This window comes from Streptomyces sp. NPDC053432 (assembly GCF_055585365.1).
On the sequence record NZ_JBVJKF010000015.1, the window covers coordinates 82,898 to 104,198 of the forward strand.

Consider the following 21,301-nt stretch of genomic DNA (forward strand, 5'->3'; position numbering starts at 1 on the left):
CGGCCTTGCGATCCTGGGCACGACGGTCGTCGGCTGTTCCGCCAGTCAGCCGGAACCGACGTCCCGGAGCACTGCCTCTCACACCCTCCCCGTCGGCCAGGTTTGCGCCGGACTGTTCCCGGACGAGGGAGGAAAGGCATTGGAGCGTGTCCTCGAATCCACCGGGTTCCGGGTCCGGGAGGAGAAGAGGAACCCCGACGTGCGGGCCGTCGCTCAGGCGATGGAGGACGCCTACCGTTCCGGCAAGAAGATCCGGGATGCCCCACAACCGGTCTGCGAGGTCGCGGGAGCGGACAAAGGGTCTCGCATCCCCACCGTGAGAGTGATGTTCACTGCTTACAGCAAGCAGGCCGCAGACCCGGCCGACCTCCCGGGAGCGGGCGCCCGCGAGGCTCGGGTCTCGACCCGGGGGAAGCACGTCGACCTCACGTTCGACTGTGTCAGTTCGCGTGTCGGCTCCACTCAGGACGTCCCTCTGCAGATCACGCTGGCGTTCCAGGAACGTTGGGACGAGAGCAAGGGCGAGGCTGTTCTCGGCCAGGACTACCTGGTTGCCACCCATTCCGCTGCCCTGGCCGTTGCCAAGGAACTCGGGTGCGCGAAAGACGGTGGTCTCCCCGCCCGGGCGGACGGCCTGCCGAAGCCGGAGAGCGGTTCCTGAGACCCGTGACGGGACTCGAACAGGCGTTACAGTGCCTGGTGATCGACGGTGCCGTCACCGCAGTCGTCGTCCGCCGCAACCGCTGACACCACTCACCCCCACTTCCCCCACGACCTGACACCCACAGGAGTTAACGCGATGTCGTTCGACGAGGAATGGGCGTCGGCGCGCGCCACTGCGGCCGCCAATGTCTCCATGCGGCTCAACCACGTGCCGATGGACCCCGGCGGTAGCGGCGGTGGCGGGGACCTGGAGCTGAATCAGGACCACATCGGTGCGATCGGGTCCGAAGCGTTCAAGCTGCACAGCCGGCTGCAGACCGACGGCAAGCACGCCGCCACCGCGACGACCGAGGCGGCGGGTGCGCTCACCAAGGAGAACTTCGGGAGCGGGGCGGCGCTGCTGAAGGTCGGCAGCACCTGGGAGAGCCAGGTGAAGACCCTCGTGGCCGCCTGCGCGAACATCTCCAACGGCCTCAACTACTCGCTCAAGTCCCACGCCCAGGACGAGCAGCAGCTCCAGGCCGACTTCACCGCGTCCGCCATCGACAAATACCTGAAGTAGGCCTCCCGCATGCTGACGTACGAGAACGTGATGCACGCCCCGCTGGACAAGCTCCAGACGGCGGCCACCGACTGGAAGGCCATGGCCGACAAGCTGGACGAGCTGGCCGAGGCCGCTCGCAACGGCATGAAGGCGAAGGCCGACAAGGCGGAGTGGAGCGGGGTCACGGCCGGGGTCGGCCGGGCGTTCGTCGACAAGACGGCCAAGGAGTTCGAGGACGCGGCCAAGGAGGCCAGGGGCGTCCAGCAGCTCCTCAGCGACGGCCACACCACCATCAAGACGGCCCAGGACGCCTTGAAGAAGGCAGTCCAGGAGGAGGCGCCCGCCGCCGGGTTCCAGGTGGACGGGGCCGGCAAGGTCACGGCCATCCCGATGGACCCGAAGACCGAGTTCGCGGCGCGGCACGACCCGGACTACGCCGAGTTCAAGCGCAAGCAGGAGGAGAACCGCAAGGCCTGGCAGGCGAAGGTGGACCGGCTCGTCGAGGACGTGGCGGACGCCGACGACTCCCTGGCCCGTGCGCTGCGCGCCAACGTCTCGGACGAGCACAACTTCAGCGGGCCGAAGTACACCACCCTGGACGGCGAACAGGCCGACCGCGCCGCCGACCTGATGAAGAAGCTCAGCAAGGAGCCGGGTGGGGTGGCGCGCAACCCCGAGGCGCTGCGCGAGCTGGAGGACCTGCTCGACGACAACCGCAACGACCCCGAGTTCGCGCCGGACTTCTACCGCAAGCTCGGCCCCGAGGGCACGCTGGAGGCGTACGCGAAGCTGTCCATCGACGCGTCGACGCTGGGCGAGGCGGGCAAGGACCGGCTGGCGATGGTCGGCAACATCCAGAACGACATGGGCGCGATGCTGGGGCTCGCCACGCAGAAGGATTCGCCGAACCACCTGGACGCGGCCTGGACGACCGACCTGATGAAGGCCGGCCGCAAGGAGATGCAGGTCACGGGCGACCTGACCAGCAAGATCTACGGGTACCAGGCGCTGGGCGCGCTGCTGCACGAGGGCAAGTACGACAAGGACTTCCTGACCTCGGTCGGCCGGGACATGGTCGCGTTCGACCGGGAGCACGCGAAGGACTGGGAGCACGGGGCCCCGTACGACCCGAAGACGGTGCTCAGCCAGGCCAAGGACGGAAGCCGCGGCTTCTATCCGCTGACGGGGCTGATGGACGCGATGTCCCACAACCCGGACGCGGCGACGGCCTTCTTCAACGAGCCGGTCCGCCAGGACAGCAACGGCGACGGCATCGTGACGGCGGCCGACAAGGCCGTGGACGGGCAGCACGGCAAGGCGCGGGGCATGGTCGACTACATGCTCGACAAGGAGTCGTGGGCGGACGCCTTCGACCGGGCTCCGGGGCACCCGTACGGCGAAGCGGGCCCGGGCCAGGAGGCGCTCGGCTCCGCCCTGGAGGCGGCGGTCAGCGGGCGCGCGGCGGGCGACGAGGACGCGAAGCCGGTGCCGCACACCAAGGAGATGGCGTCGATCATGGAGCGGGTCGTCGAGAAGGTGGGCGACGACCCGTCCCTGGTGGCGCAGGACCCGGACGACGAGGACAAGAAGCCGCGGCTGGGCCCCCTGGCGGGGCACTTCGGCAACATGGCGGCGGAATACATCCCGGACCTCCAGGCGTCCGCCGAGAACGGCGGCAACCAGATCAAGGTCAGCGGCGAGATGGCGGAGTTCAACAAGGCGACGATGTCCCGCTTCCTCGGCGCGGTCGCCCAGGATCCGGAGGCCTACGGCGCCATTACGAACGCCAACCAGGCGTTCACGGCTGTCCTCGTCACCGACGTGGTCCAGCACCCGGGCGCGCACGGCCTCATGGACGCGGCTGTGGAGAACGCCGTGCAGCCTGGCGGCCAGATCGCGGGAATGCTGACGGAGGCCCGCGCCCAGGGCATGCACGCCGAAACGGCCCACACGAACGAGGAGTACGTGAAGGGCGTCGAGGACGGCGCCAAGTGGATCAACCGCGGCATCAGCGCGGCAGGTGGCAAGTACCTGGAAATGGTGCCGCTGGCCGGGGACATCGTGGAATGGGTTCAGGAAGACGTCACCGAGCTCTTCGTCGAGGACGCCAAGGAGAAGGGCAAGGAGAGGACTGCCACCACCGAAGAGGCTGTGGCGAAGATGTACGCAGAAGCCGAAGGGCAGACGAGCGAGGCGGCAAGCAAGGCCGTCCTGCACGCGGCTGCCGGCTCGGGCCTGTCCCAGCAGGATGCCAACACGCTGGCTGGTGTGGCGTCCAAGGAATCCAAGGTCGCCCATTCGGTCGGCCGTGACTTGGTGGACAGTTCGAAGGCGCCGTCCTGATGCATGTGGCGAGACCAGGCCGATGTACGTTCAGCCGATGAAGGACGACCAGGATCTCCCCCGCAAGGAGCTGAAGTGCGCGCCCTGAAGGTTTCCACTGCTCGCCTCGCGGCGCTCGCGGTAATCGTGGCCGTGGTCGCAGGATGTACCACGTCTGACCCTGAACCCAAGGCATCGCGTTCGGTGAAGGCTCCGGAAGTGGGTCTTACGGAAGCGTGCCCGGGGTTGATCACGGATGCCGCCGGTGAGGCTCTGAAGGACGTTCTGCAGTCCTCGTACCTGGTCAACGACGATGGGCAGGCCATCGGTGTCACGGCTATGGGCAAGGCACTTGAGGACGCCTACCGCGCAGGGCCGAAGGCCGGGGAGGTCGCCGTTCCCGCGTGCACGGTTGCTGGAAGCGTGGGTAGAGGAACGCGGATGGGGGAGATCCGCCTCGCTGCCGTGAGCGGGAATGCGGGCGCGCCCGGCACCAGCCAGTCCGCTGTGCGGGTGACGCAAGCGGAGAAAGAGCGAGGCGTGGCGTTCGACTGCGTCAGTTCCCGTGTCGGCTCAACACACGAAGCACCGCTGCGGATCACGGCCTACTACAAGGACCGAAACGACGACAGTAAGGGAGACGCCCTGCTTGGCGAGCATTACCTGGTCCTAGCGCACTCCGCCGCACGGGCGATCGCCAAGGAGCTGGGATGCGAGAACAACGGCGGCCTGCCGGACACGGCGTCTGCACTCCCCAGGCCGTGACGCGGGCATTGAACCGACCCTGGACAACCGCGGCGAGATCGCGGGGGCGGTGAGTGCAACCACAGACGTCACCGCCTGCGGTCCGTACGCCAAAATGCGCCCATTTGCGTGAATTGCTAGCTTGGAATAGCGAGCGTAGGCCCAGCGATACAGGGCCTGCCCGATGGGCCGCGTGACCGACCTCGCACCCGCACCTGGTGGCACCGTCATCCTGACGGCGCAACGTGACGTGCCGTCGGCGGGGGTGGAGATCAAGCCGGCCAGTGCTCCAACCGAGTCGATCGTGAAAGGGAAACCGAATGCGCATTCGACGAATCTTCGCCGCCGTCATCGCCACGGCAGCCCTCGCCGGACTCGGCCTCTCAGGCGTCGCCACCGCCACCGCCGCCACGCAGGGTGCCGCAACCTACGTCACCCCATCTGAGTGCAAGCAGGGCGGCGGAACGGCCGATCTGACGGACAACGTCTGCAAGGGCGGTACCTACGACGGGGAGAAGATCGACTGACCCCCCCAAGGCGCCCCGCAGCCACCCGCCGCGGGGCGCTCCCGTACGAGTGCTGCCGAGTGAGCTCGGCCGTACGAGTTGCGGGGCGTGGCGGCCCGTCGGGCGGGCCGGCTCGCATCTTGGGGAGGGCGAAAGGGCGGCACCCCGTCGGGGGTGCCGCCCTTTCGTTCCGCCTGGTCAGGCGGCCAGAAGCCGTGACCGGAATCGAACCGGCGTAACTCGCTTTGCAGGCGAGTCCCTAAACCACTCGGGCACACGGCTGTGTGGTGGTGATGGACATGACCGTATGAGGGTCGGTGGTGGCGGGGAAGGGTTTCCCCGGGGGTGCAATGTGACTGCCATGCGGCGTTCACAGTCCGGGGGACCAGGGCTTCAGGCGGAGGGCGGGATCCGTCTGAATGACAGGGTCGAAAAGCGGCCACGCGCCTTACTCTGGGGCGATGAGTGCCCTTGAACGCCGCCTGCCCCGGATATCCGCGCCCCGCCCGGCCCCGTCGCCGGGCGGGATCCTCGGCCCCGCGTACCGGACGCTCAGTGTCGGGATCATCTCCGTCGTCTTCCTGATCGCCTTCGAGGCGACCGCCGTCGGGACGGCCATGCCCGTCGCCGCGCGGGAGCTGCACGGGGTCGGGCTGTACGCCTTCGGGTTCTCCGCATACTTCACCACCAGCCTGTTCGGGATGGTCCTGTCCGGGCAGTGGGCCGACCGGCAGGGCCCGCTGCGGCCGCTGACCGTCGGGATCGGGGCCTTCGCCGCCGGCCTGGTGTGCTCCGGGACCGCGCAGGTCATGGGCGTGTTCGTGCTGGGGCGGGCCGTTCAGGGCCTCGGTGGCGGGCTGGTCATCGTCGCGCTGTACGTGGTGGTGAGCAGGGCGTACGAGGAGCGGCTGCGGCCCGCGATCATGGCGGCCTTCGCCGCGAGCTGGGTGGTGCCGTCGATCGTCGGGCCGCTGGCGTCCGGGACCGTCACCGAGCACCTCGGGTGGCGGTGGGTGTTCCTCGGGATTCCGGTCCTCGTGGTCGTGCCGCTGTGCGTGGCGCTGCCGGCCATTCGGCGGACCGCCTCCGGGCCCGTGGGCGGGGAGCCGGTGGCCTTCGACCGGCGGCGGATCCGGCTGGCCCTGGGGATCTCGGTGGGCGCGGGACTGCTGCAGTACGCCGCCCAGGGGCTGGAATGGTGGTCGGTGGTGCCGGGTGCGGCCGGTGCGGCGCTGCTCGTGCCCGCCGTGCTGGGGCTGCTGCCGCGCGGGACGTACCTGGCGCGGCGCGGGCTGCCGTCGGTGGTGCTGCTGCGCGGGGTGGCCGCGGGGTCGTTCATTGCGGCGGAGAGCTTCGTGCCGCTGATGCTGGTGACCCAGCGGGGGCTCAGCCCGACCATGGCGGGGTTCTCGCTCGCGCTCGGCGGGGTGACCTGGGCGGGCGGCTCGTGGGTGCAGTCGAAGGGGCGGATGGTTCCGTACCGGGAGCGGCTGATGGTGGCCGGGATGGTGATGGTGGCGCTGGCCATCGCCACGGCGCCGGCCGTGCTGATCGAGTCCGTCCCGGTCTGGACGGTGGCGGTGGCGTGGGCGGTGGGGTGCCTGGGGATGGGTCTCGTCATCGGCTCCACGAGCGTGCTGCTGCTGAAGCTGTCGGCGCCGCACGAGGCCGGGGCGAACTCCGCCGCCCTGCAGATCTCGGACGCGCTGGCCAATGTGGTGCTGCTGGCGGCGGGCGGGGCGGCGTTCGCCGCGCTGGGCGGGGGATCGGTGGGCGCCGGGCACGAGGTGGCCGCGGGCGCCGGCGGTGCCGCGCACCCGGCGGCGTTCCTGGTGGTCTTCCTGCCGATGGCCTGCGTGGCGCTGGTGGGGGCGTGGGTCGCCACCCGGCTGGACGGGCGGCCGGACCTCCCTGCGCGGTCCGAGCCCTGACGGCCCACGCGGTCCAGGGCGGCCTGGGCCGGTCATGGCGACCTGGGCCCGTTCATGGCGGCCTGCGGCCTGCTGCCTGCGGCCTGCGGCCTGCTGCCTGCTGCCTGCGGCCTGCGGCCTGCTGCCTGCTGCCTGCGGCCTGCGGCCTGCGGCCTGCGGCCTGCGGCCTGCGGCCTGCGGCCTGCGGCCTGCGGCCCTGGCAGCCCTGGCGGCCCTGGCCGGACCGGGCGTGCTGGCAGGCCCAAGATCGTGTCGGCCCGCCGGGGTTCGGCCGCTCGGGATCGTGCCGGCCCGCGGGGGTTCGGCCGCCTGGGGTCGTGCTGGCCCGCGGGGGTCAGGGCGCCCGGGGTCGTGCCGGACGCGGGGGTCAGGGCGCCCGGGGTCGTGCCGGACGTGGGGGTCAGGCCGCCCGGGTCGTGCCGGCCCGCCGGGGTCGGGCCGCCCGGGGTCGTGCCGGACGCGGGGGTCAGGGCGCTCGGGGTGTGCAGGCCCGCCAGGGTTCGGCCGCCTGGGGTAGGGCTGGGACGCCGGGGTCGGGCCGCCCGGGGTCGGGCCGGACGCGGGGGTCAGGGCGCTCGGGGTGTGCAGGCCCGCCAGGGTTCGGCCGCCTGGGGTCGGGCTGGCGCCGGGGTCAGGTCGCCCAGGATCGGGCCGGACGCGGGGGTCAGGGCGCCCGGGGTCGGGCCAGCCCCCGGGGTCAGGGCGCCCAGGGGCTGCCGGGCCCGCCGGGTTCGGCCGGACGGTGAGACACCGGTGTGACCCTCGCCGCACCGCCCGAGGTCACGGGCCTGTCCCTCCGCGAGGGGCGGGCCCGGGCCGGTAGGGTGGCCCGGTTGTCCTACGTACGACTGTTGTTGAACTGCCGAGAGCGACGAACCGGGGACCGTGACTACTACCGCCTCCCACCACCTCTCACCCGCCTTCCCCGGCCGTGCGCCGTGGGGCACCGCCAGCAAGCTGCGTGCCTGGCAGGAGGGTGCCCTGACCCGGTACATCGAGACGCAGCCGCGTGACTTCCTCGCGGTCGCGACCCCCGGCGCAGGCAAGACCACCTTCGCGCTGACCCTCGCCTCGTGGCTGCTGCACCACCACGTCGTGCAGCAGGTCACCGTGGTCGCGCCGACCGAGCACCTGAAGAAGCAGTGGGCTGAGGCGGCGGCCCGGATAGGCATCCGGCTGGACCCCGAGTACTCGGCGGGCCCGCTCAGCAAGGACTACCACGGCGTCGCCGTCACTTACGCCGGTGTCGGCGTACGCCCCATGCTGCACCGCAACCGCTGCGAGCAGCGCAAGACCCTGGTGATCCTCGACGAGATCCACCACGCCGGCGACTCCAAGTCCTGGGGCGAGGCCTGCCTGGAGGCCTTCGACCCGGCGACCCGGCGGCTCGCGCTGACCGGTACGCCCTTCCGGTCCGACACCAACCCGATCCCCTTCGTCACCTACGAGGAGGGCAACGACGGGATCCGGCGCTCCTCCGCCGACTACACCTACGGGTACGGGAACGCGCTCGGCGACGGCGTCGTCCGGCCCGTGATCTTCCTGTCCTACAGCGGCAACATGCGCTGGCGCACCAAGGCCGGCGACGAGATCGCGGCCCGGCTCGGCGAGCCGATGACCAAGGACGCCATCTCGCAGGCCTGGCGCACGGCGCTGGACCCGCGCGGCGACTGGATGCCGAACGTCCTGCGCGCCGCCGACCAGCGGCTGACGGAGGTCAGGAAGGGCATTCCCGACGCGGGCGGGCTCGTCATCGCCTCCGACCAGGACTCGGCCCGCGCCTACGCCAAGCTGATCCGCGAGATCACCGGCACCAAGGCGACCCTGGTGCTCTCCGACGACACCGGCGCTTCGAAGAACATCGACACCTTCAGCGGGAACAACGACCGCTGGATGGTCGCGGTCCGCATGGTGTCCGAGGGCGTCGACGTGCCGCGCCTCGCGGTGGGCGTGTACGCGACGACGATCTCCACCCCGCTGTTCTTCGCCCAGGCGGTCGGCCGCTTCGTGCGATCACGCAGGCGCGGTGAGACCGCATCCGTGTTCCTTCCGACCATTCCTTATCTCCTCGGTTTCGCCAATGAGATGGAAGTCGAGCGCGACCACGTCCTCGACAAGCCCAAGAAGCAGGGCGAGGAGGATCCGTACGCCGAGTCCGAGAAGGAGATGGACGAGGCGAACCGGCAGGAGGACGAGGACACCGGCGAGGACGAGCAGATGTCCTTCGAGGCACTGGAGTCCGACGCGGTCTTCGACCGGGTGCTGTACGACGGTGCCGAATTCGGCATGCAGGCCCACCCCGGCAGCGAGGAGGAGCAGGACTACCTCGGCATCCCCGGACTGCTGGAGCCGGACCAGGTGCAGATGCTGCTCCAGAAGCGGCAGTCGCGGCAGATCGCGCACAGCCGCCGCAAGCCGGACTCAGAGGCGGACCTGCTGGAGCTGCCCGCGGAACGGCGGCCGGTGGTCTCCCACAAGGAGCTGCTGGAGCTGCGCAAATCGCTGAACACGATGGTCGGCGCGTACGTCCACCAGAGCGGCAAGCCGCACGGCGTGATCCACACCGAGCTGCGCCGGGTCTGCGGCGGCCCGCCGAGCGCCGAGGCGACGGCCGGGCAGATCCGGGAGCGGATCAAGAAGGTGCAGGAGTGGGCCACCCGGATGCGGTGAGGCTCCGCCGATCGCTACGGAGTGTCACGGTTTTCGGTGCGGAGCATCGTACGGGCGGCGGCCGGTCCGGGTCTCCGGCCCGCCTGTGCGGTCCTACAGGCGGGCTCCGCCCGGCGAACGCCGAAACGGTTCGGCGGGCGTTCAGGAACCGGCATAAACGGGTTGTAGGCGCCCGGATTCTGGACGAGGCCTTCCGCTGAGCGGACCTGCTCGCTAATGTCCCCGCATCAACGCACCGTGGCAGCGCCGCCGCGGGAGCGCAGCCGGTGCAATGGCCGCTACCGGCGGCCTCTCCGTGCGTCGCCGCGGGACCGGCGACGTACGTCACCCGAGAGTTACCGCCGCTCACCGAAAGAGGGAGAGGCGTCGTGACCGCGGAAACCTCCCAGACTCTCGACAGAGGGCTCAAAGTCCTCAAACTGCTCGCCGACACCGACCACGGTCTGACTGTCACCGAGCTCTCCAACCGCCTCGGTGTCAACCGCACCGTGGTCTACCGGCTCCTCGCCACGCTCGAACAGCACGCCCTGGTCCGCCGTGACCTCGGCGGCCGGGCGCGCGTCGGGCTCGGGGTGCTGCGGCTGGGGCGGCAGGTGCACCCGTTGGTGCGCGAAGCCGCGCTGCCCGCGCTGCGGTCCCTCGCCGAGGACATCGGTGCCACCGCGCACCTGACGCTCGTCGACGGGTCCGAGGCGCTCGCCGTCGCCGTCGTCGAGCCGACCTGGACGGACTACCACGTCGCCTACCGGGCCGGCTTCCGCCACCCGCTGGACCGCGGGGCCGCGGGGCGGGCCATCCTGGCCGCCCGTCAGGGTTCGCTGATCGAACCGGGGTACACGCTGACCCACGGCGAGCTGGAGGCGGGCGCCAGTGGCGCTGCCGCGCCGCTGGTGGGCATCAGCGGGCTGGAGGGCAGCGTGGGGGTCGTCATGCTGGCCGACGCGGTGCCGGAGCGGGTGGGGCCGCGGGTCGTGGACGCGGCGCGGGAAGTCGCCGACGCCCTTCGCTAGCCGCGGGCCGGACGGTTGCCGTCTCCGTGCGGCGCCGTTGCCGGGGGCGCTGCCCCCGGACCCCCGCGCCTCAAACGCCGGCGGGGCTGGGTTTGCCTCGGCCCGGCTGGGTTTGCCGCCGGCGGGGAGTTGGGATTGCCTTGGCCCGGCTGGGTTTGCCTCGGCCCGGCTGGCTTTGCCTCGGCCCGGCTGGGTTTGCCGCCGGCGGGGAGTTGGAATGGCCTTGGCCCGGCTGGGTTTGCCTCGGCCCGGCTGGGTTTGTCGCCGGCGGGGCTGGATTTTCTCCGGCGGGATGTGCCCTTGGCCGGGGCGGTGGGGGTGCCCGATAGATTGGGCGGGTGCTCTCTCGTCTCATGCGTCTGTCGCGTCCCGCCGCGCTCGCCGTCTGCGCCGTGCCCGTGGTCGGCCTGTTCGCCGTCGCGGCGTTCGCGCCCCTGCCGTTCGTGATCGCCCAGCCCGGGCTCACGGCCGACGTGCTGGGTGAGCGGGACGGCAAGGCCGTCATCTCCGTTTCCGGTGCCCCGACCCGGGACACCAAGGGGCAGCTGCGGATGACCACCATCCAGGCCACCGGTCCCTCCACCACGGTGAACCTGCCCGATCTCGTCGGCGACTGGTTCGACCCCGCCCGGGCGGTCATGCCCAGGGAGGTCGTCTACTCCTCGGGCGGAAGCGACAAGGAGATCGAAGAGCACAATCTGGAGGAAATGGCCAAGTCCCAGTCGGCCGCCTCCGACGCCGCCCTCGCCTACCTCCACAAGAACCCCCAGGACGTGAAGGTCGATCTCAACCTCGCCGACGTCGGCGGCCCCAGCGCCGGCCTGCTCTTCTCCCTCGGCATCGTCGACAAGCTCGACGGCGACGGCAGCGGCGGCGACCTCACCGGCGGGCGCACCGTCGCCGGTACGGGCACCATCACCCCGGACGGCAAGGTCGGCGCCGTCGGAGGGGTGGCGCTGAAGACCCAGGCCGCCCGGCGCGACGGGGCGACCGTGTTCCTCGTACCGAAGGCGGAGTGCTCGGACGCGCGCTCCGAACTCCCCGAGGGGCTTCGGCTGATCCCCGTCACCTCGCTGACGGACGCGGTGAACTCTCTTCGCGCGCTGAACCGGGGAGAGGACTCGGTTCCGTCCTGCTGAGGGCGGACCCGGCCGCCATCGCGCGCCAGGCCGGAAAGACCAGCGGGGCCAGCGTCGTCAGGAAGTAGACGCCGCCGAACGCCAGCAGCGCGTGCGCCGCCCCGAAGCCGTCGACCAGCAGACCGGCGGCGAGGCCGCCCACCGGCATGGTCAGCTCGCAGCCCGCCGTGGTCACCCCGGAGACGCGGCTGCGCAGCCGCTCCGGCACCTGCTCGTACATCACCGTGGACAGGATCGGGTTGAGCATGCCCGCGCCGAGCCCGGCCAGGGCCATCGTCACCGCGAGCGGGAGCGTGGTGCCGGTGCACGCGGCCACCACGTAGCGGGTCGCCCCGGAGGCGAGGAAGGCGGCCGCGAAGACGGTCCTGCGGGGGAAGCGTTCGCCCCACGCCCCGTAGAACAGGGCGCCCAGCAGCGCCGAGCCGCCGAAGAGGGCGACCAGCAGGCCCATGGCGGTGGCCCCGCCGAGGGCGTCCCGGGCGTGCACGGGCAGCAGTACGGAGGACCAGCCCTGGTCGAGGCCGTTGGTCATCATGACCATCACGGTGATGCCCATCAGCAGCCGCGAACGCGTCAGGAAGGTCCAGCCCTCGACGAGTTCGGCCCGGTAGACGGCGAACGAGACCTTCTCGCCGGTGCGTTGGGGCTCGGCGGCCGGTACCCCGCGCAGGAAGGCGGAGACCAGCAGCGCCGACGCCCCGAAGGTCGCCGCGTCCAGCAGCAGTACGGTCTCGGCGCCGAAGGCGGCGATCAGCACGCCCGCCACCGCGGCCCCGATCATCCGGGCCCCGCGCGAGACCGCGTCGTACAGGCTCGCGGCCCGGGTGACGGTGGTACCGGCGTGCTCGGCGAGGTCGGGCAGGAGTACGTAGCGGGCGGTCAGGCCGGGGGTGTGCACGAGGCCGCCGAGGGCCATCAGGGCGCACAGCATCCAGAACTCCAGCACGCCCGCGTGGTGCAGGAGCGGGATCGCGCCGACCGCCAGCCCGCAGATCACGTCGGAGACGGCCGAGACCCGGCGGCGGCCGAGCCGGTCGATGACCGGTCCGCCGACGAGGGCCGCCACGACGATGGGCAGCGTCGCGCAGAAGGCGACGACGCCGGCCCGGCCGGCGCTGCCCGTGGTCTGGAGCACGAACCACGGGACGCCGATCAGGGTGAGCGAACTTCCGGCTATGGAGACGGTGTTGGCGGCCAGCACCGCCGTGAAGGGCCGCCTGCTCATGCGGCGTGGCGGTGCCGCAGGCGGGTGTGGGCGTGGGCCGGCCGCATCAGGCGGACGCCGGCGGCGATCAGGGCCTCGCCGAGCCGGTCGCGCAGGGCGGGGGCGGTGTCCGCCCCGGCGGCGAGGTGCCGGGCGGCGGCCTCGGCGGCCAGTTCGGCGGTGCGGGCGGCGTGGTCGGCGATGTGGGTGAAGGCGTGCACGGCAGGACTCCTTCTGGGAACGGGGTGCGGGTTCGCGGCACGGGTCGCCGCGGGGTCAGGGCCTGTCTCTGGGGGCTGGCCCGGGGGACGTTGCGAAAGTCCTGTGCGGCGGGACTTTCGCAACACCCCCTAGTGCCGTGCCGGGCAGCGCGACCTGGTGAACCTTTCCGGTCACGGCACTAGTTGCCGCTGCGGCGGGGGAAGGCGTGCGTGTGGACGCGTACCGTCTCCATGCCCTCGACCGGCGGCAGATCGCGGTAGGCCTCGACCAACTCGTGCATCTTGCGGACCAGTTCGATGCTCTGCTCGGGCGTCAGGCGCAGCGTGAAGTCGCTGAGGTCCGAGGCGCGGCGCCACTCCCTGGACCAGCTGTGCGCGTCGCCGAGGAAGGTGTTCATCTCCTGCGTGTGGATCGTCGCGATCTCGTGCAGGAAGGCATCGGCGGCGCCGCGCGTCTCCGCGTCGGCGTCGAACATCAGCGACTCGTCGAACGCGGTGCCGTCATGAGCGGCCCGCCACCAGCGTTCGCGGCCCTTGCCGTGTTCGGGCGCGTCCTCGACGAACCCGTGCGCGGCGAGCTGGCGCAGGTGGTAGCTGGTGGCTCCGCTGGACTCCCCGAGCCGCTCGGCGAGCTGGGAGGCGGTGGCCGGGCCGTCCTGGCGCAGCGCGGCGAGCATCCGGATGCGCAGGGGGTGGGCCAGGCCGCGCAGTGAACGGGCGTCGAGGGTACGGACTTTGGGCTGGGCGGGTTCGTCGGGCCGGTTCGGCTCGGGCTTCTCGGGCATGGCTCAACAGTAGGCTTGCAAAGATCTCTATGCAAGGGTTTCTTTGCAACGCCTTCTTTGGAACTTCTCGCTCCGTGGCCGTGCCTCAGTCGTCGTCGTCCTCCGCCGCCTGCTCGACCAGCGGGATGATCCGCAGCGGCACCGGGTTCTCCATCACGATCGCCGTCGAAGCCCGGACGATCCCCTCGAAGCCGACGACGCGGTCGATCACCCGCTGCAGATCGGCGTTGGACCGGGCCACGAGCCGGCACAGCATGTCCCCGTGCCCGGTGGTCGTGTGCAGCTCCAGCACCTCCGGCACCCCGGCGAGGTGGGCCCGTACGTCCGCGCCCTGACCCTGCTTGATCTCCAGGGTGGCGAAGGCCGTCACCGGGTACCCCAGCGCCGCCGGATCCACCTGGGGGCCGAAGCCCCGGATGACCCCGTTCGACTGGAGCCGGTCGAGCCGGGCCTGCACCGTCCCGCGGGCGACCCCCAGGCGGCGCGAGGCCTCCAGCACCCCGATCCGGGGCTCGCGGGCGAGCAGGACGATGAGACGGCCGTCGAGTTCGTCGATGCCCATGGGTGCCTCCGTGGCGTATGAGTAGTCATAGTGCACAGATCTTTCAGTCATCCTGGGCCTGTGCTGGTCAATCTGTACAGCAGAAATGGAAACTATTGCGCAGCTTGTGGATCGGCGGGACTCTGCGCTCATGACTGAGTCTCTGGCGAACCTCGAAACCACCCCCCACACCGCGCGTGAGGCAGACCCCTTCCCGGTGAAGGGCATGGACGCGGTCGTCTTCGCCGTCGGCAACGCCAAGCAGGCCGCGCACTACTACTCCACCGCCTTCGGCATGAAGCTCGTGGCGTACTCCGGACCGGAGAACGGCGTCCGCGAGACGGCCAGCTACGTCCTGACCAACGGCGGCGCGCGCTTCGTCCTGACGTCGGTGATCAAGGCGACGACCGACCACGGCCGCTTCCTCGAAGAGCACGTCGCCGCCCACGGCGACGGCGTGATCGACCTCGCGATCGAGGTCCCGGACGTGCGCGCGGCGTACGCGTACGCCGTCGAGCACGGCGCGCGCGGCCTGGAGGAGCCGTACGAGGTCAAGGACGAGCACGGCACGGTGACGATGGCCGCCATCGCCACTTACGGCCAGACCCGCCACACGCTCGTCCAGCGCGACGGCTACACCGGTGTCTACCTGCCCGGCTACGTCGCCGTCGCCCCGATGGTCGAGCCCCCGGCCAAGCGCACCTTCCAGGCCATCGACCACTGCGTCGGCAACGTCGAACTCGGCCGCATGGACGAGTGGGTCGCCTTCTACAACAAGGTCATGGGCTTCACGAACATGAAGGAGTTCGTGGGCGACGACATCGCGACCGAGTACTCGGCGCTCATGTCGAAGGTGGTCGCGGACGGCACCCTGAAGGTGAAGTTCCCGATCAACGAGCCGGCGATCGCGAAGAAGAAGTCGCAGATCGACGAGTACCTGGAGTTCTACGGCGGCGCCGGCGTCCAGCACATCGCGCTGGCCACCAACGACATCGTGGCGACCGTGCGGTCGATGCGGGCGGCGGGCGTGCAGTTCCTGGACACCCCGGACTCGTACTACGACACGCTCGGCGAGTGGGCGGGCGAGACGCGGGTTCCCGTGGAGACCCTGCGCGAGCTGAAGATCCTCGTCGACCGTGACGAGGACGGCTACCTGCTGCAGATCTTCACCAAGCCGGTGCAGGACCGGCCGACGGTCTTCTTCGAGATGATCGAGCGGCACGGGTCGATGGGCTTCGGGAAGGGCAACTTCAAGGCCCTGTTCGAGGCGATCGAGCGGGAGCAGGCCAAGCGGGGCAACCTGTAGGTCGCGCCGTCCGGGCCCCCGGCTGCCGCCGTCCGCGTGCCGCCGCCGGGGGCCTGCCGCTGCCGTCCGCGTGCCGCCGCCGGGGCCCTGCCGCTGCCGTCCGCGTGCCGCCGGGGCTCCGCCGGTGCGCCGACGGCCCCCGCCGTGGGGTCCCGCCCGTGTGCAGGCGCGCCGCCGCTGCCGGGGCTCCGCCCCGGACCCCGCTCCTCAAACGCCGGAGGGGCTGGATTGCCCTCCGGGCTGGGCTGCCCGGAGGGCAGATTCAGCCCCGCCGGCGATTGAGGCGCCGCCGGAGGCCCGATCGAGCCGCGCCGGCGGTCGAGGCAGGGGGCCCGGGGATTTCGAGCCGTGTGCCACCCCCCGGGGGTCGCGGCCCCGCGAGGGGAGGGTCGCGGCCCCGTCAGGGGGCCGTCGGCGACGGCTTCGGCACGGGCTTCGCCACCGGCTTCGGCTTCGGCAGGTCCGGCGCCACCCACGGCTTCGTCGGCAGGAGGTTCTCCGGGCCACCCGGCGGCGGCGCGGCGATCGCCGCCAGGGCCTCCTTCGCCAGCGGCCCGCGCAGCGGGGAGAAGACCGGGTTCGTGCGCAGCGCGTCCTGCAGGTAGCGGCGGGTCGCCGCCTCGTCGCCCACCCCGCGCTCGATCATCGCCCGGTGGTACGAGAACTCCGCGTTCCGCAGCCCCGCCTCGGTCGCCTTCGTCGCGTACTCCAGCGCCGCCGGATCCTCGCCCGCCTTGTGCAGCGCCCACCCCAACGCGTCCGCCACCTGCGCGCTCTTGTGCCGCGACCACTCCTCCGAGAGCCGCCGCACCGCCGCCGCCGGATCGCCGTGGTCCGCCTCGTACAGGCCCAGGACCACGTCCTCGTCGACCCCGTTCGTGGCCTCACGGGCCGCCAGCGTGCCCAGCATGTCGTACGCCGCCCGCGCCTCCTCCCCGCGTCCCAGCGACTCCAGCAGCTCGCCCAGCTCCCGCGCCACCTGCGGCACCGGAGCCCGCCCCAGCGCCAGCCGGTAGTCCCGGACCGCCTCACCGTCCCGCCCCAGCGCGCCCAGCGCCCGCGCCCGGCCGGCGAGCGCCTGGGCCTGCGCCGGGTCGGCCCGCAGGGCCCCCTCGTAGTGGTCAAGCGCCTGCTGGGTGTCGCCCCGCTCCCAGAACAGCTCCCCGAGCCGGAACAGCGCGTACGCCTTCTCCACCGGCGTCTTCGCCTCACCGGCCGCCTGCTCCATCGCCAGCGCCGCGTCCTCGCGCCAGCCGCGGTCCCGGTACACCTGCGAGGCCCGTACGTACGCCACCAGCCCCGGCCGCAGCTCCAGCAGCCGCTCCATCGCCTTCTGCGCGCCCTTGTAGTCGCCGAGCCCCGAGTACGCGTCCACCAGTACCGGGTACGCCGTCCACTGCTTCGGCGCCTGCGCCCGTACGAGCTCGCCCCACTTCTTCGCGGTCCCGAAGTCCCGGCGGGCGTTGGCGAGGGTGCCCATGCCCGTCATCGCCTCGAAGTTGCCCTTCTCGGCCGGGCGGAGCTCCAGCGAGCGCTTCAGCGACTTCTCCGCCTTCGGGTACCAGCCCGAATCGGCCGTGCGGCGCGCCTGCTCCAGGTAGGCGGCGCCGAGCACCGCCCACGAAGCCTCGTCGTCCCCGTGTTTGGCGAGCCACTTCTCCCGGTCCGCGACCAGCGCCGTCAGGTCCACCGCGGCCACGGGCGCGCCCATGCCGACCGCCGACGCGGCCCGTTCGCTCGGCCCCGGCGGGCGGGCGTCGTCACCGGTCTTGGCCGGCCTGATCAGCAGGGCCCCGGCGATCAGGACCACCGCGACCGCGGCCGGCACGAGCGTCTTGCGACCGGTGAACGTCACGGGCGGCGCAGGCTGCTGGGCTTCCTCGACGATGTCCATACGCTCCATGGAGTCACTGTGCGTCAATATGAAGAGTTCGCCGGGGTGTCCGAAGGGCGTCGCGGCCGTGTTCACACCGATGGCCCCGACTGCCACTCTGGTCGCATGGATGACGATGTGGACCACGGACTCGCCCGTCTGCGCGCGACCCTGCTGGACGGACTCCCCGCCGAGGCGGTGATCACCGACCCCGGGGTGACCGCCTCCTACGCCACCGACATGGCCAGCTTCTGCGCCGCCGGAGTCCCCGCCGTCGTCGTCCTGCCCAGGACCGTCGAACAGGTCCAGCACGTGATGCGCACGGCCACCGCCCTACGCATCCCCGTCGTCCCGCAGGGCGCCCGTACGGGCCTGTCGGGCGGAGCCAACGCCTCCGACGGCTGCATCGTCCTCTCGCTCGTCAAGATGGACCGCATCCTGGAGATCAGCGCCGTCGACCGCATCGCCGTCGTCGAACCCGGTGTCGTCAACGCCGTCCTCTCCCGCGCCGTCGCCGAACAGGGCCTGTACTACCCGCCCGACCCCTCCAGCTGGGAGCAGTGCACCATCGGCGGCAACATCGGCACCGCCTCCGGCGGCCTGTGCTGCGTCAAGTACGGGGTCACCGCCGAATACGTCCTCGGCCTCGACGTGGTCCTCGCCGACGGGCGGCTGCTGCGCACCGGCCGGCGCACCGCCAAGGGGGTCGCCGGCTACGACCTCACCCGGCTCTTCGTGGGCTCCGAGGGCAGCCTCGGCATCGTCGTCCAGGCCGTCCTCGCCCTGCGGCCCGCCCCGCCCCGGCAGCTCGCGCTGGCGGCGGAGTTCCCCTCCGTCGCCGCCGCCTGCGAGGCCGTCTGCGCCGTCATGGAGGCGGGCCTGACCCCCTCGCTGCTGGAGCTGATGGACCGTACGACGGTCCGCGCCGTCAACGCCCTCGGCAGGATGGGCCTGCCCGAGGCCACCGAAGCGCTGCTGCTGGCCGCCTTCGACACCCCGCACGCGCCCGGGGACCTCGCGGCGGTGGGGGAGCTGTGCACGGCCGCCGGAGCCACCGCCGTCGTACCCGCCGAGGACCAGGCCGAGTCCGAACTGCTGCTCCAGGCGCGCCGGATGGCCTTCCCCGGCCTGGAGGCGCTGAAGCCCGCGACGATGATCGACGACGTGTGCGTGCCGCGCTCGCGGCTCGGCGAGATGCTCGACGGGACCGCCGCCATCGCGCGCGAGCACGACCTGCTCATCGGGGTCTGCGCGCACGCCGGCGACGGCAACACCCACCCGATCGTCTGCTTCGACCCCGCCGACGAGGACGAGACGCGGCGGGCCCGCGAGTCCTTCGGCGAGATCATGGCCCTCGGGCTCTCGCTCGGCGGCACCATCACCGGGGAGCACGGCGTCGGCGTGCTGAAGAAGGAATGGCTGGCCCGCGAACTGGGGCCGGTCGGACTGGAGATGCAGCAGGCGGTCAAGGCCGCCTTCGACCCGCTGGGCCTGCTCAACCCGGGCAAGCTCTTCTGACCGTGCCACGCGTGACGCGTCACGCGTCACGCGTCCCCGTCGCCCGACTCGTCCGAGGGCCACGGATCGCGCATCCACAGCTCGTCGGCCGGGGTCGGGGCGAGCAGCTCGGCCAGGGCGTCGTCCAGGCCCAGCCGCTCGGCCTCGGTCCCCGGCGGGACCACGCGCAGGGTGCGCTCCAGCCACGCCGACACGGAAGTGGCCGGGGCCTCCAGGAGGGCGTCGCCGTCGGGTGAGCTGAGCGCCATGCAGAGCACGGCCTTGTCGTCGACCCGGGTCGGCCAGATCCGCACGTCCCCGTGACCGCACGGCCGGAACACCCCCTCGACCAGCAGCTCGCGGGCGAAGGTCCAGTTGACGGGGGTGCTGGAGCCGGTGTGGAAGGTGATGTGCACGGCGTACGGGTCGTCGGTGAGGTAGAGGAACCGGGCGGGGACGGCGACGCTGCGCTCGGGGGACAGGACCAGCTTGAGTTCCAGCTCGCGCTCGATGACGGGGTGGTGGTGCATGGCGGCCTCACTTCGGGGTGTCGCTGTGAGACCGGGATCTGGCCCCACACCCGGAGAGAGCGCGGATGCGCCGGGGTATGACGCGACTTCGGGAGATTGGCCGAATTCTGTCGGCTGACCGAAAGTCGTTGTACGAAACATTCGCCCGAAGGTTTGGATTCTCCCGTTACCACCCCTACCGCACACGGGTTCTTGGCTATGGTCCTCCCTTGCGCAAGCCTCAAGCCACGATCGGAGTTGGGGACATTGACGGCCTCCCCTGGTGACGGAGAGCACGTGGCCCGTGAGGGCTACTACCCGGATCCGTCCATCCCCGGGTACGTCCGCTACTGGAACGGCCTGTCCTGGGTGCCGGGTACGAGTCGCCCCGCGGCGGCGGTCCCGGCCGCGCGCTCCGAGGAGACCGGACCGGTGTTCCTGGACGCACCTGCGGTACCTGCGGTGTGGCAGGCCGATCCCCTGCACCAGGCGGGCTTCGGCGGCCCCCGCGACCGCCGCGTCTCCTGGGGCTCCGCGGAACCCCGCCCAGGCGTCTCCCTGGCCCGTCCCCCGGCCCCCGAGCCCCTGCGGGAGGACCCCGGAATCCCGCCCCGCCGGGCCCGGGAGGACGCCGCCGCCGACCTCGGGAGCGCGGTGGGCGCCGAGCCGCCGCTGCGCCGGGGGCGGGAGGGTACGGAGCCGTCCCCGCCGCCCCCGGGACCCGGCCCGGCGGACGCGGAAGTCCCCCTCCGTCGGGGCCCGGAGCCGCTGGACTCGCTGTTCGGCCTCGGGGACGCCGTGGACGCCGAGGTCCCGCTGCGCCGGGGACGGGAGGGTGCCGGGACGTCCCCGCAGGGCGCCGGACACGACCACGCCCTCCCCTCCGACCCCTGGAACCGCCCGGCCCCCGAGACGCCCCGGCGGCCGCGGCCGCCCGGCCCCGGCGAAACCACCGCGACCCCGCCCGCCCCGGCCCCGCCCGCCCCGGCCCCCGCGTGGCCCGAAGCCGCCGGAGCCTCCATGTCCGGCATGACGTCCTCCTGGCCCGAGGCGGAACCCCGCCGCGAATCCGCCCCGCCCGTAGCGTCCCGCCCGGAGGAGTCGTGGCCGCCCCGTGAGGCGGGCACCCGCCCGCTCCTGCCGCAGCCCGCGGACGCCGCCCAGCCCCGCGAAGACACAAGGCGGCCCGCGCAGGCCGCCCCGCCCCGCGAGGCGGCGGCCCGCCCCGAGGCGTGGCCGCCGCGCCCGGGCGGCAGCCGCCCGGTGCTGCCACGGCCCGCCGAGGACTCCCCGCCGCCCCGCGCGGCGGAGCCGGCGCCCCGCGAACAGAACCCCAGGGCCGTCTTCGAGCGGATGGCCGAGCACGCCGTCCGCCCCGCCGGGCTCGGCCGGCGGTTCACGGCCCGCGTGCTGGACTCCCTCGTCTACGCGGCCGCCGCCTACGCCGCCGCCCGGCCCCTGCTCCCCGGGGCCACCGCCCACGTCCAGGCGAAGGTGGACGCCGCCCGCGCGGGCGGCCGCCCCACCACCGTCTGGCTCCTCGACGCCACCGTCACCGGCCAACTCGGCCTGGTCCTCGGGGCCGTCCTCCTCTTCGGGATCCTCTACGAGGCCCTGCCCACCGCCCGCTGGGGCCGCACCCCGGGCAAGGCGCTCCTCGGGGTCAGGGTGCTGGCCACCGCCACCCTGCGCCCGCCCCGCTTCGGCGCGGCCCTGCGACGCTGGCTGGTGTACGCCTTCCTCGGCCTCCCCGGCAGCCTCGCCGCCCTCGCGAACCGCCCGCGCCGCCAGGCCTGGCACGACAAGGCGGCCAAGACCTACGTGTCCCGCTGAGCC

General features: G+C 72.2%; 18 protein-coding genes and 1 tRNA gene. 12 read left to right on the forward strand and 7 right to left on the reverse strand.

All coding sequences use genetic code 11. The features are described from left to right. The first annotated feature begins 139 nt into the window (after positions 1 to 139). The 5 genes from ACZ6Y1_RS24015 to ACZ6Y1_RS24035 all read left to right on the forward strand — a co-directional run bounded on the left by ACZ6Y1_RS24015 (position 140) and on the right by ACZ6Y1_RS24035 (position 4,800). Positions 140 to 661, forward strand: coding sequence for a hypothetical protein (locus ACZ6Y1_RS24015; protein ID WP_469633312.1), 522 nt, complete (start codon positions 140 to 142; stop codon positions 659 to 661). A gap of 138 nt (positions 662 to 799) precedes the next feature. Continuing rightward, positions 800 to 1,225 carry a hypothetical protein gene (locus ACZ6Y1_RS24020; protein WP_469633315.1) on the forward strand — a complete coding sequence of 142 codons (426 nt, stop codon included), beginning with the start codon at positions 800 to 802 and terminating at the stop codon, positions 1,223 to 1,225. Positions 1,226 to 1,234: 9 nt separating this feature from the next. Then, complete coding sequence (locus tag ACZ6Y1_RS24025; RefSeq protein WP_469633317.1) at positions 1,235 to 3,550, forward strand: hypothetical protein; 2,316 nt, start codon at positions 1,235 to 1,237, stop codon at positions 3,548 to 3,550. A 75-nt stretch (positions 3,551 to 3,625) separates the two neighbouring features. Further along, complete coding sequence (locus tag ACZ6Y1_RS24030) at positions 3,626 to 4,294, forward strand: hypothetical protein (RefSeq protein WP_469633321.1); 669 nt, start codon at positions 3,626 to 3,628, stop codon at positions 4,292 to 4,294. A gap of 299 nt (positions 4,295 to 4,593) precedes the next feature. Then, positions 4,594 to 4,800 carry a hypothetical protein gene (locus tag ACZ6Y1_RS24035; protein ID WP_469633324.1) on the forward strand — a complete coding sequence of 69 codons (207 nt, stop codon included), beginning with the start codon at positions 4,594 to 4,596 and terminating at the stop codon, positions 4,798 to 4,800. 189 nt (positions 4,801 to 4,989) lie between these two features. Here ACZ6Y1_RS24035 and ACZ6Y1_RS24040 read toward each other — a convergent pair. After that, positions 4,990 to 5,061 (reverse strand) — tRNA-Cys (locus tag ACZ6Y1_RS24040). Between the two features lie 179 nt (positions 5,062 to 5,240). Between ACZ6Y1_RS24040 and ACZ6Y1_RS24045 the strand changes: the two genes are divergently transcribed. The 4 genes from ACZ6Y1_RS24045 to ACZ6Y1_RS24060 all read left to right on the forward strand — a co-directional run bounded on the left by ACZ6Y1_RS24045 (position 5,241) and on the right by ACZ6Y1_RS24060 (position 11,529). Further along, positions 5,241 to 6,710, forward strand: coding sequence for an MFS transporter (locus tag ACZ6Y1_RS24045; RefSeq protein ID WP_469633326.1), 1,470 nt, complete (start codon positions 5,241 to 5,243; stop codon positions 6,708 to 6,710). A gap of 885 nt (positions 6,711 to 7,595) precedes the next feature. Next, positions 7,596 to 9,380, forward strand: coding sequence for a DEAD/DEAH box helicase (locus tag ACZ6Y1_RS24050; RefSeq protein ID WP_469633329.1), 1,785 nt, complete (start codon positions 7,596 to 7,598; stop codon positions 9,378 to 9,380). A gap of 368 nt (positions 9,381 to 9,748) precedes the next feature. Next, the gene (locus tag ACZ6Y1_RS24055; protein WP_469633333.1) at positions 9,749 to 10,390 is read left to right on the forward strand and encodes an IclR family transcriptional regulator; all 642 of its coding nucleotides are present in this window, start codon (positions 9,749 to 9,751) and stop codon (positions 10,388 to 10,390) included. Between the two features lie 353 nt (positions 10,391 to 10,743). Continuing rightward, the gene (locus ACZ6Y1_RS24060; RefSeq protein ID WP_469633570.1) at positions 10,744 to 11,529 is read left to right on the forward strand and encodes a YlbL family protein; all 786 of its coding nucleotides are present in this window, start codon (positions 10,744 to 10,746) and stop codon (positions 11,527 to 11,529) included. Here the strand turns inward: ACZ6Y1_RS24060 and ACZ6Y1_RS24065 are convergent. The 4 genes from ACZ6Y1_RS24065 to ACZ6Y1_RS24080 all read right to left on the reverse strand — a co-directional run bounded on the left by ACZ6Y1_RS24065 (position 11,456) and on the right by ACZ6Y1_RS24080 (position 14,301). Further along, a complete protein-coding gene (locus tag ACZ6Y1_RS24065; RefSeq protein ID WP_469633337.1) occupies positions 11,456 to 12,754 on the reverse strand; it encodes an MFS transporter in 1,299 nt (432 codons plus the stop codon). The two genes, ACZ6Y1_RS24060 and ACZ6Y1_RS24065, sit on opposite strands and share 74 nt — an antisense overlap. Continuing rightward, on the reverse strand, positions 12,751 to 12,954 hold the full coding sequence (locus ACZ6Y1_RS24070; RefSeq protein ID WP_469633339.1) for a hypothetical protein: 204 nt from the start codon (positions 12,952 to 12,954) through the stop codon (positions 12,751 to 12,753). Before ACZ6Y1_RS24070 ends, ACZ6Y1_RS24065 begins: the two co-directional genes overlap by 4 nt. A 179-nt stretch (positions 12,955 to 13,133) precedes the next feature. Further along, entirely contained in the window at positions 13,134 to 13,739 is a 606-nt protein-coding gene (locus tag ACZ6Y1_RS24075) for an ArsR/SmtB family transcription factor (protein WP_469633342.1), read from the reverse strand. An 85-nt stretch (positions 13,740 to 13,824) separates the two neighbouring features. Further along, positions 13,825 to 14,301 (reverse strand): Lrp/AsnC family transcriptional regulator, encoded by a 477-nt coding sequence (locus ACZ6Y1_RS24080; protein ID WP_469633347.1) that lies wholly within the window; start codon positions 14,299 to 14,301, stop codon positions 13,825 to 13,827. A 130-nt stretch (positions 14,302 to 14,431) separates the two neighbouring features. Between ACZ6Y1_RS24080 and hppD the strand changes: the two genes are divergently transcribed. Then, complete coding sequence (gene hppD, locus ACZ6Y1_RS24085) at positions 14,432 to 15,586, forward strand: 4-hydroxyphenylpyruvate dioxygenase (RefSeq protein WP_469633350.1); 1,155 nt, start codon at positions 14,432 to 14,434, stop codon at positions 15,584 to 15,586. A 400-nt stretch (positions 15,587 to 15,986) separates the two neighbouring features. Here hppD and ACZ6Y1_RS24090 read toward each other — a convergent pair whose 3' ends face one another. Next, a complete protein-coding gene (locus tag ACZ6Y1_RS24090; RefSeq protein ID WP_469633352.1) occupies positions 15,987 to 17,489 on the reverse strand; it encodes a tetratricopeptide repeat protein in 1,503 nt (500 codons plus the stop codon). Positions 17,490 to 17,585: 96 nt separating this feature from the next. On the opposite strand from ACZ6Y1_RS24090, the gene ACZ6Y1_RS24095 reads away from it, so the two are divergent. Further along, positions 17,586 to 18,977, forward strand: a complete 1,392-nt coding sequence (locus ACZ6Y1_RS24095) for an FAD-binding oxidoreductase (protein WP_469633355.1) — start codon at positions 17,586 to 17,588, stop codon at positions 18,975 to 18,977. Positions 18,978 to 19,003: 26 nt separating this feature from the next. Here ACZ6Y1_RS24095 and ACZ6Y1_RS24100 read toward each other — a convergent pair whose 3' ends face one another. Then, positions 19,004 to 19,486: an SsgA family sporulation/cell division regulator gene (locus ACZ6Y1_RS24100; protein WP_469633358.1), complete on the reverse strand. Its 483-nt coding sequence runs from the start codon at positions 19,484 to 19,486 to the stop codon at positions 19,004 to 19,006. A gap of 276 nt (positions 19,487 to 19,762) precedes the next feature. Here ACZ6Y1_RS24100 and ACZ6Y1_RS24105 point away from each other — a divergent pair, with 276 nt between their 5' ends. Then, the gene (locus ACZ6Y1_RS24105; RefSeq protein WP_469633361.1) at positions 19,763 to 21,298 is read left to right on the forward strand and encodes an RDD family protein; all 1,536 of its coding nucleotides are present in this window, start codon (positions 19,763 to 19,765) and stop codon (positions 21,296 to 21,298) included. Positions 21,299 to 21,301: the final 3 nt, after the last annotated feature.

Coding starts and splice junctions, on each gene's coding strand:
- ACZ6Y1_RS24020 (WP_469633315.1), top strand. CDS start 800: ATGTCGTTCGACGAGGAATGGGCGTCGGCGCGCGCCACTGCGGCCGCC.
- ACZ6Y1_RS24025 (WP_469633317.1), top strand. CDS start 1,235: ATGCTGACGTACGAGAACGTGATGCACGCCCCGCTGGACAAGCTCCAG.
- ACZ6Y1_RS24035 (WP_469633324.1), top strand. CDS start 4,594: ATGCGCATTCGACGAATCTTCGCCGCCGTCATCGCCACGGCAGCCCTC.
- ACZ6Y1_RS24045 (WP_469633326.1), top strand. CDS start 5,241: ATGAGTGCCCTTGAACGCCGCCTGCCCCGGATATCCGCGCCCCGCCCG.
- ACZ6Y1_RS24060 (WP_469633570.1), top strand. CDS start 10,744: ATGCGTCTGTCGCGTCCCGCCGCGCTCGCCGTCTGCGCCGTGCCCGTG.
- ACZ6Y1_RS24065 (WP_469633337.1), bottom strand. CDS start 12,754: ATGAGCAGGCGGCCCTTCACGGCGGTGCTGGCCGCCAACACCGTCTCC.
- ACZ6Y1_RS24075 (WP_469633342.1), bottom strand. CDS start 13,739: ATGCCCGAGAAGCCCGAGCCGAACCGGCCCGACGAACCCGCCCAGCCC.
- ACZ6Y1_RS24080 (WP_469633347.1), bottom strand. CDS start 14,301: ATGGGCATCGACGAACTCGACGGCCGTCTCATCGTCCTGCTCGCCCGC.
- hppD (WP_469633350.1), top strand. CDS start 14,432: ATGACTGAGTCTCTGGCGAACCTCGAAACCACCCCCCACACCGCGCGT.
- ACZ6Y1_RS24090 (WP_469633352.1), bottom strand. CDS start 17,489: ATGGAGCGTATGGACATCGTCGAGGAAGCCCAGCAGCCTGCGCCGCCC.
- ACZ6Y1_RS24095 (WP_469633355.1), top strand. CDS start 17,586: ATGGATGACGATGTGGACCACGGACTCGCCCGTCTGCGCGCGACCCTG.
- ACZ6Y1_RS24100 (WP_469633358.1), bottom strand. CDS start 19,486: ATGCACCACCACCCCGTCATCGAGCGCGAGCTGGAACTCAAGCTGGTC.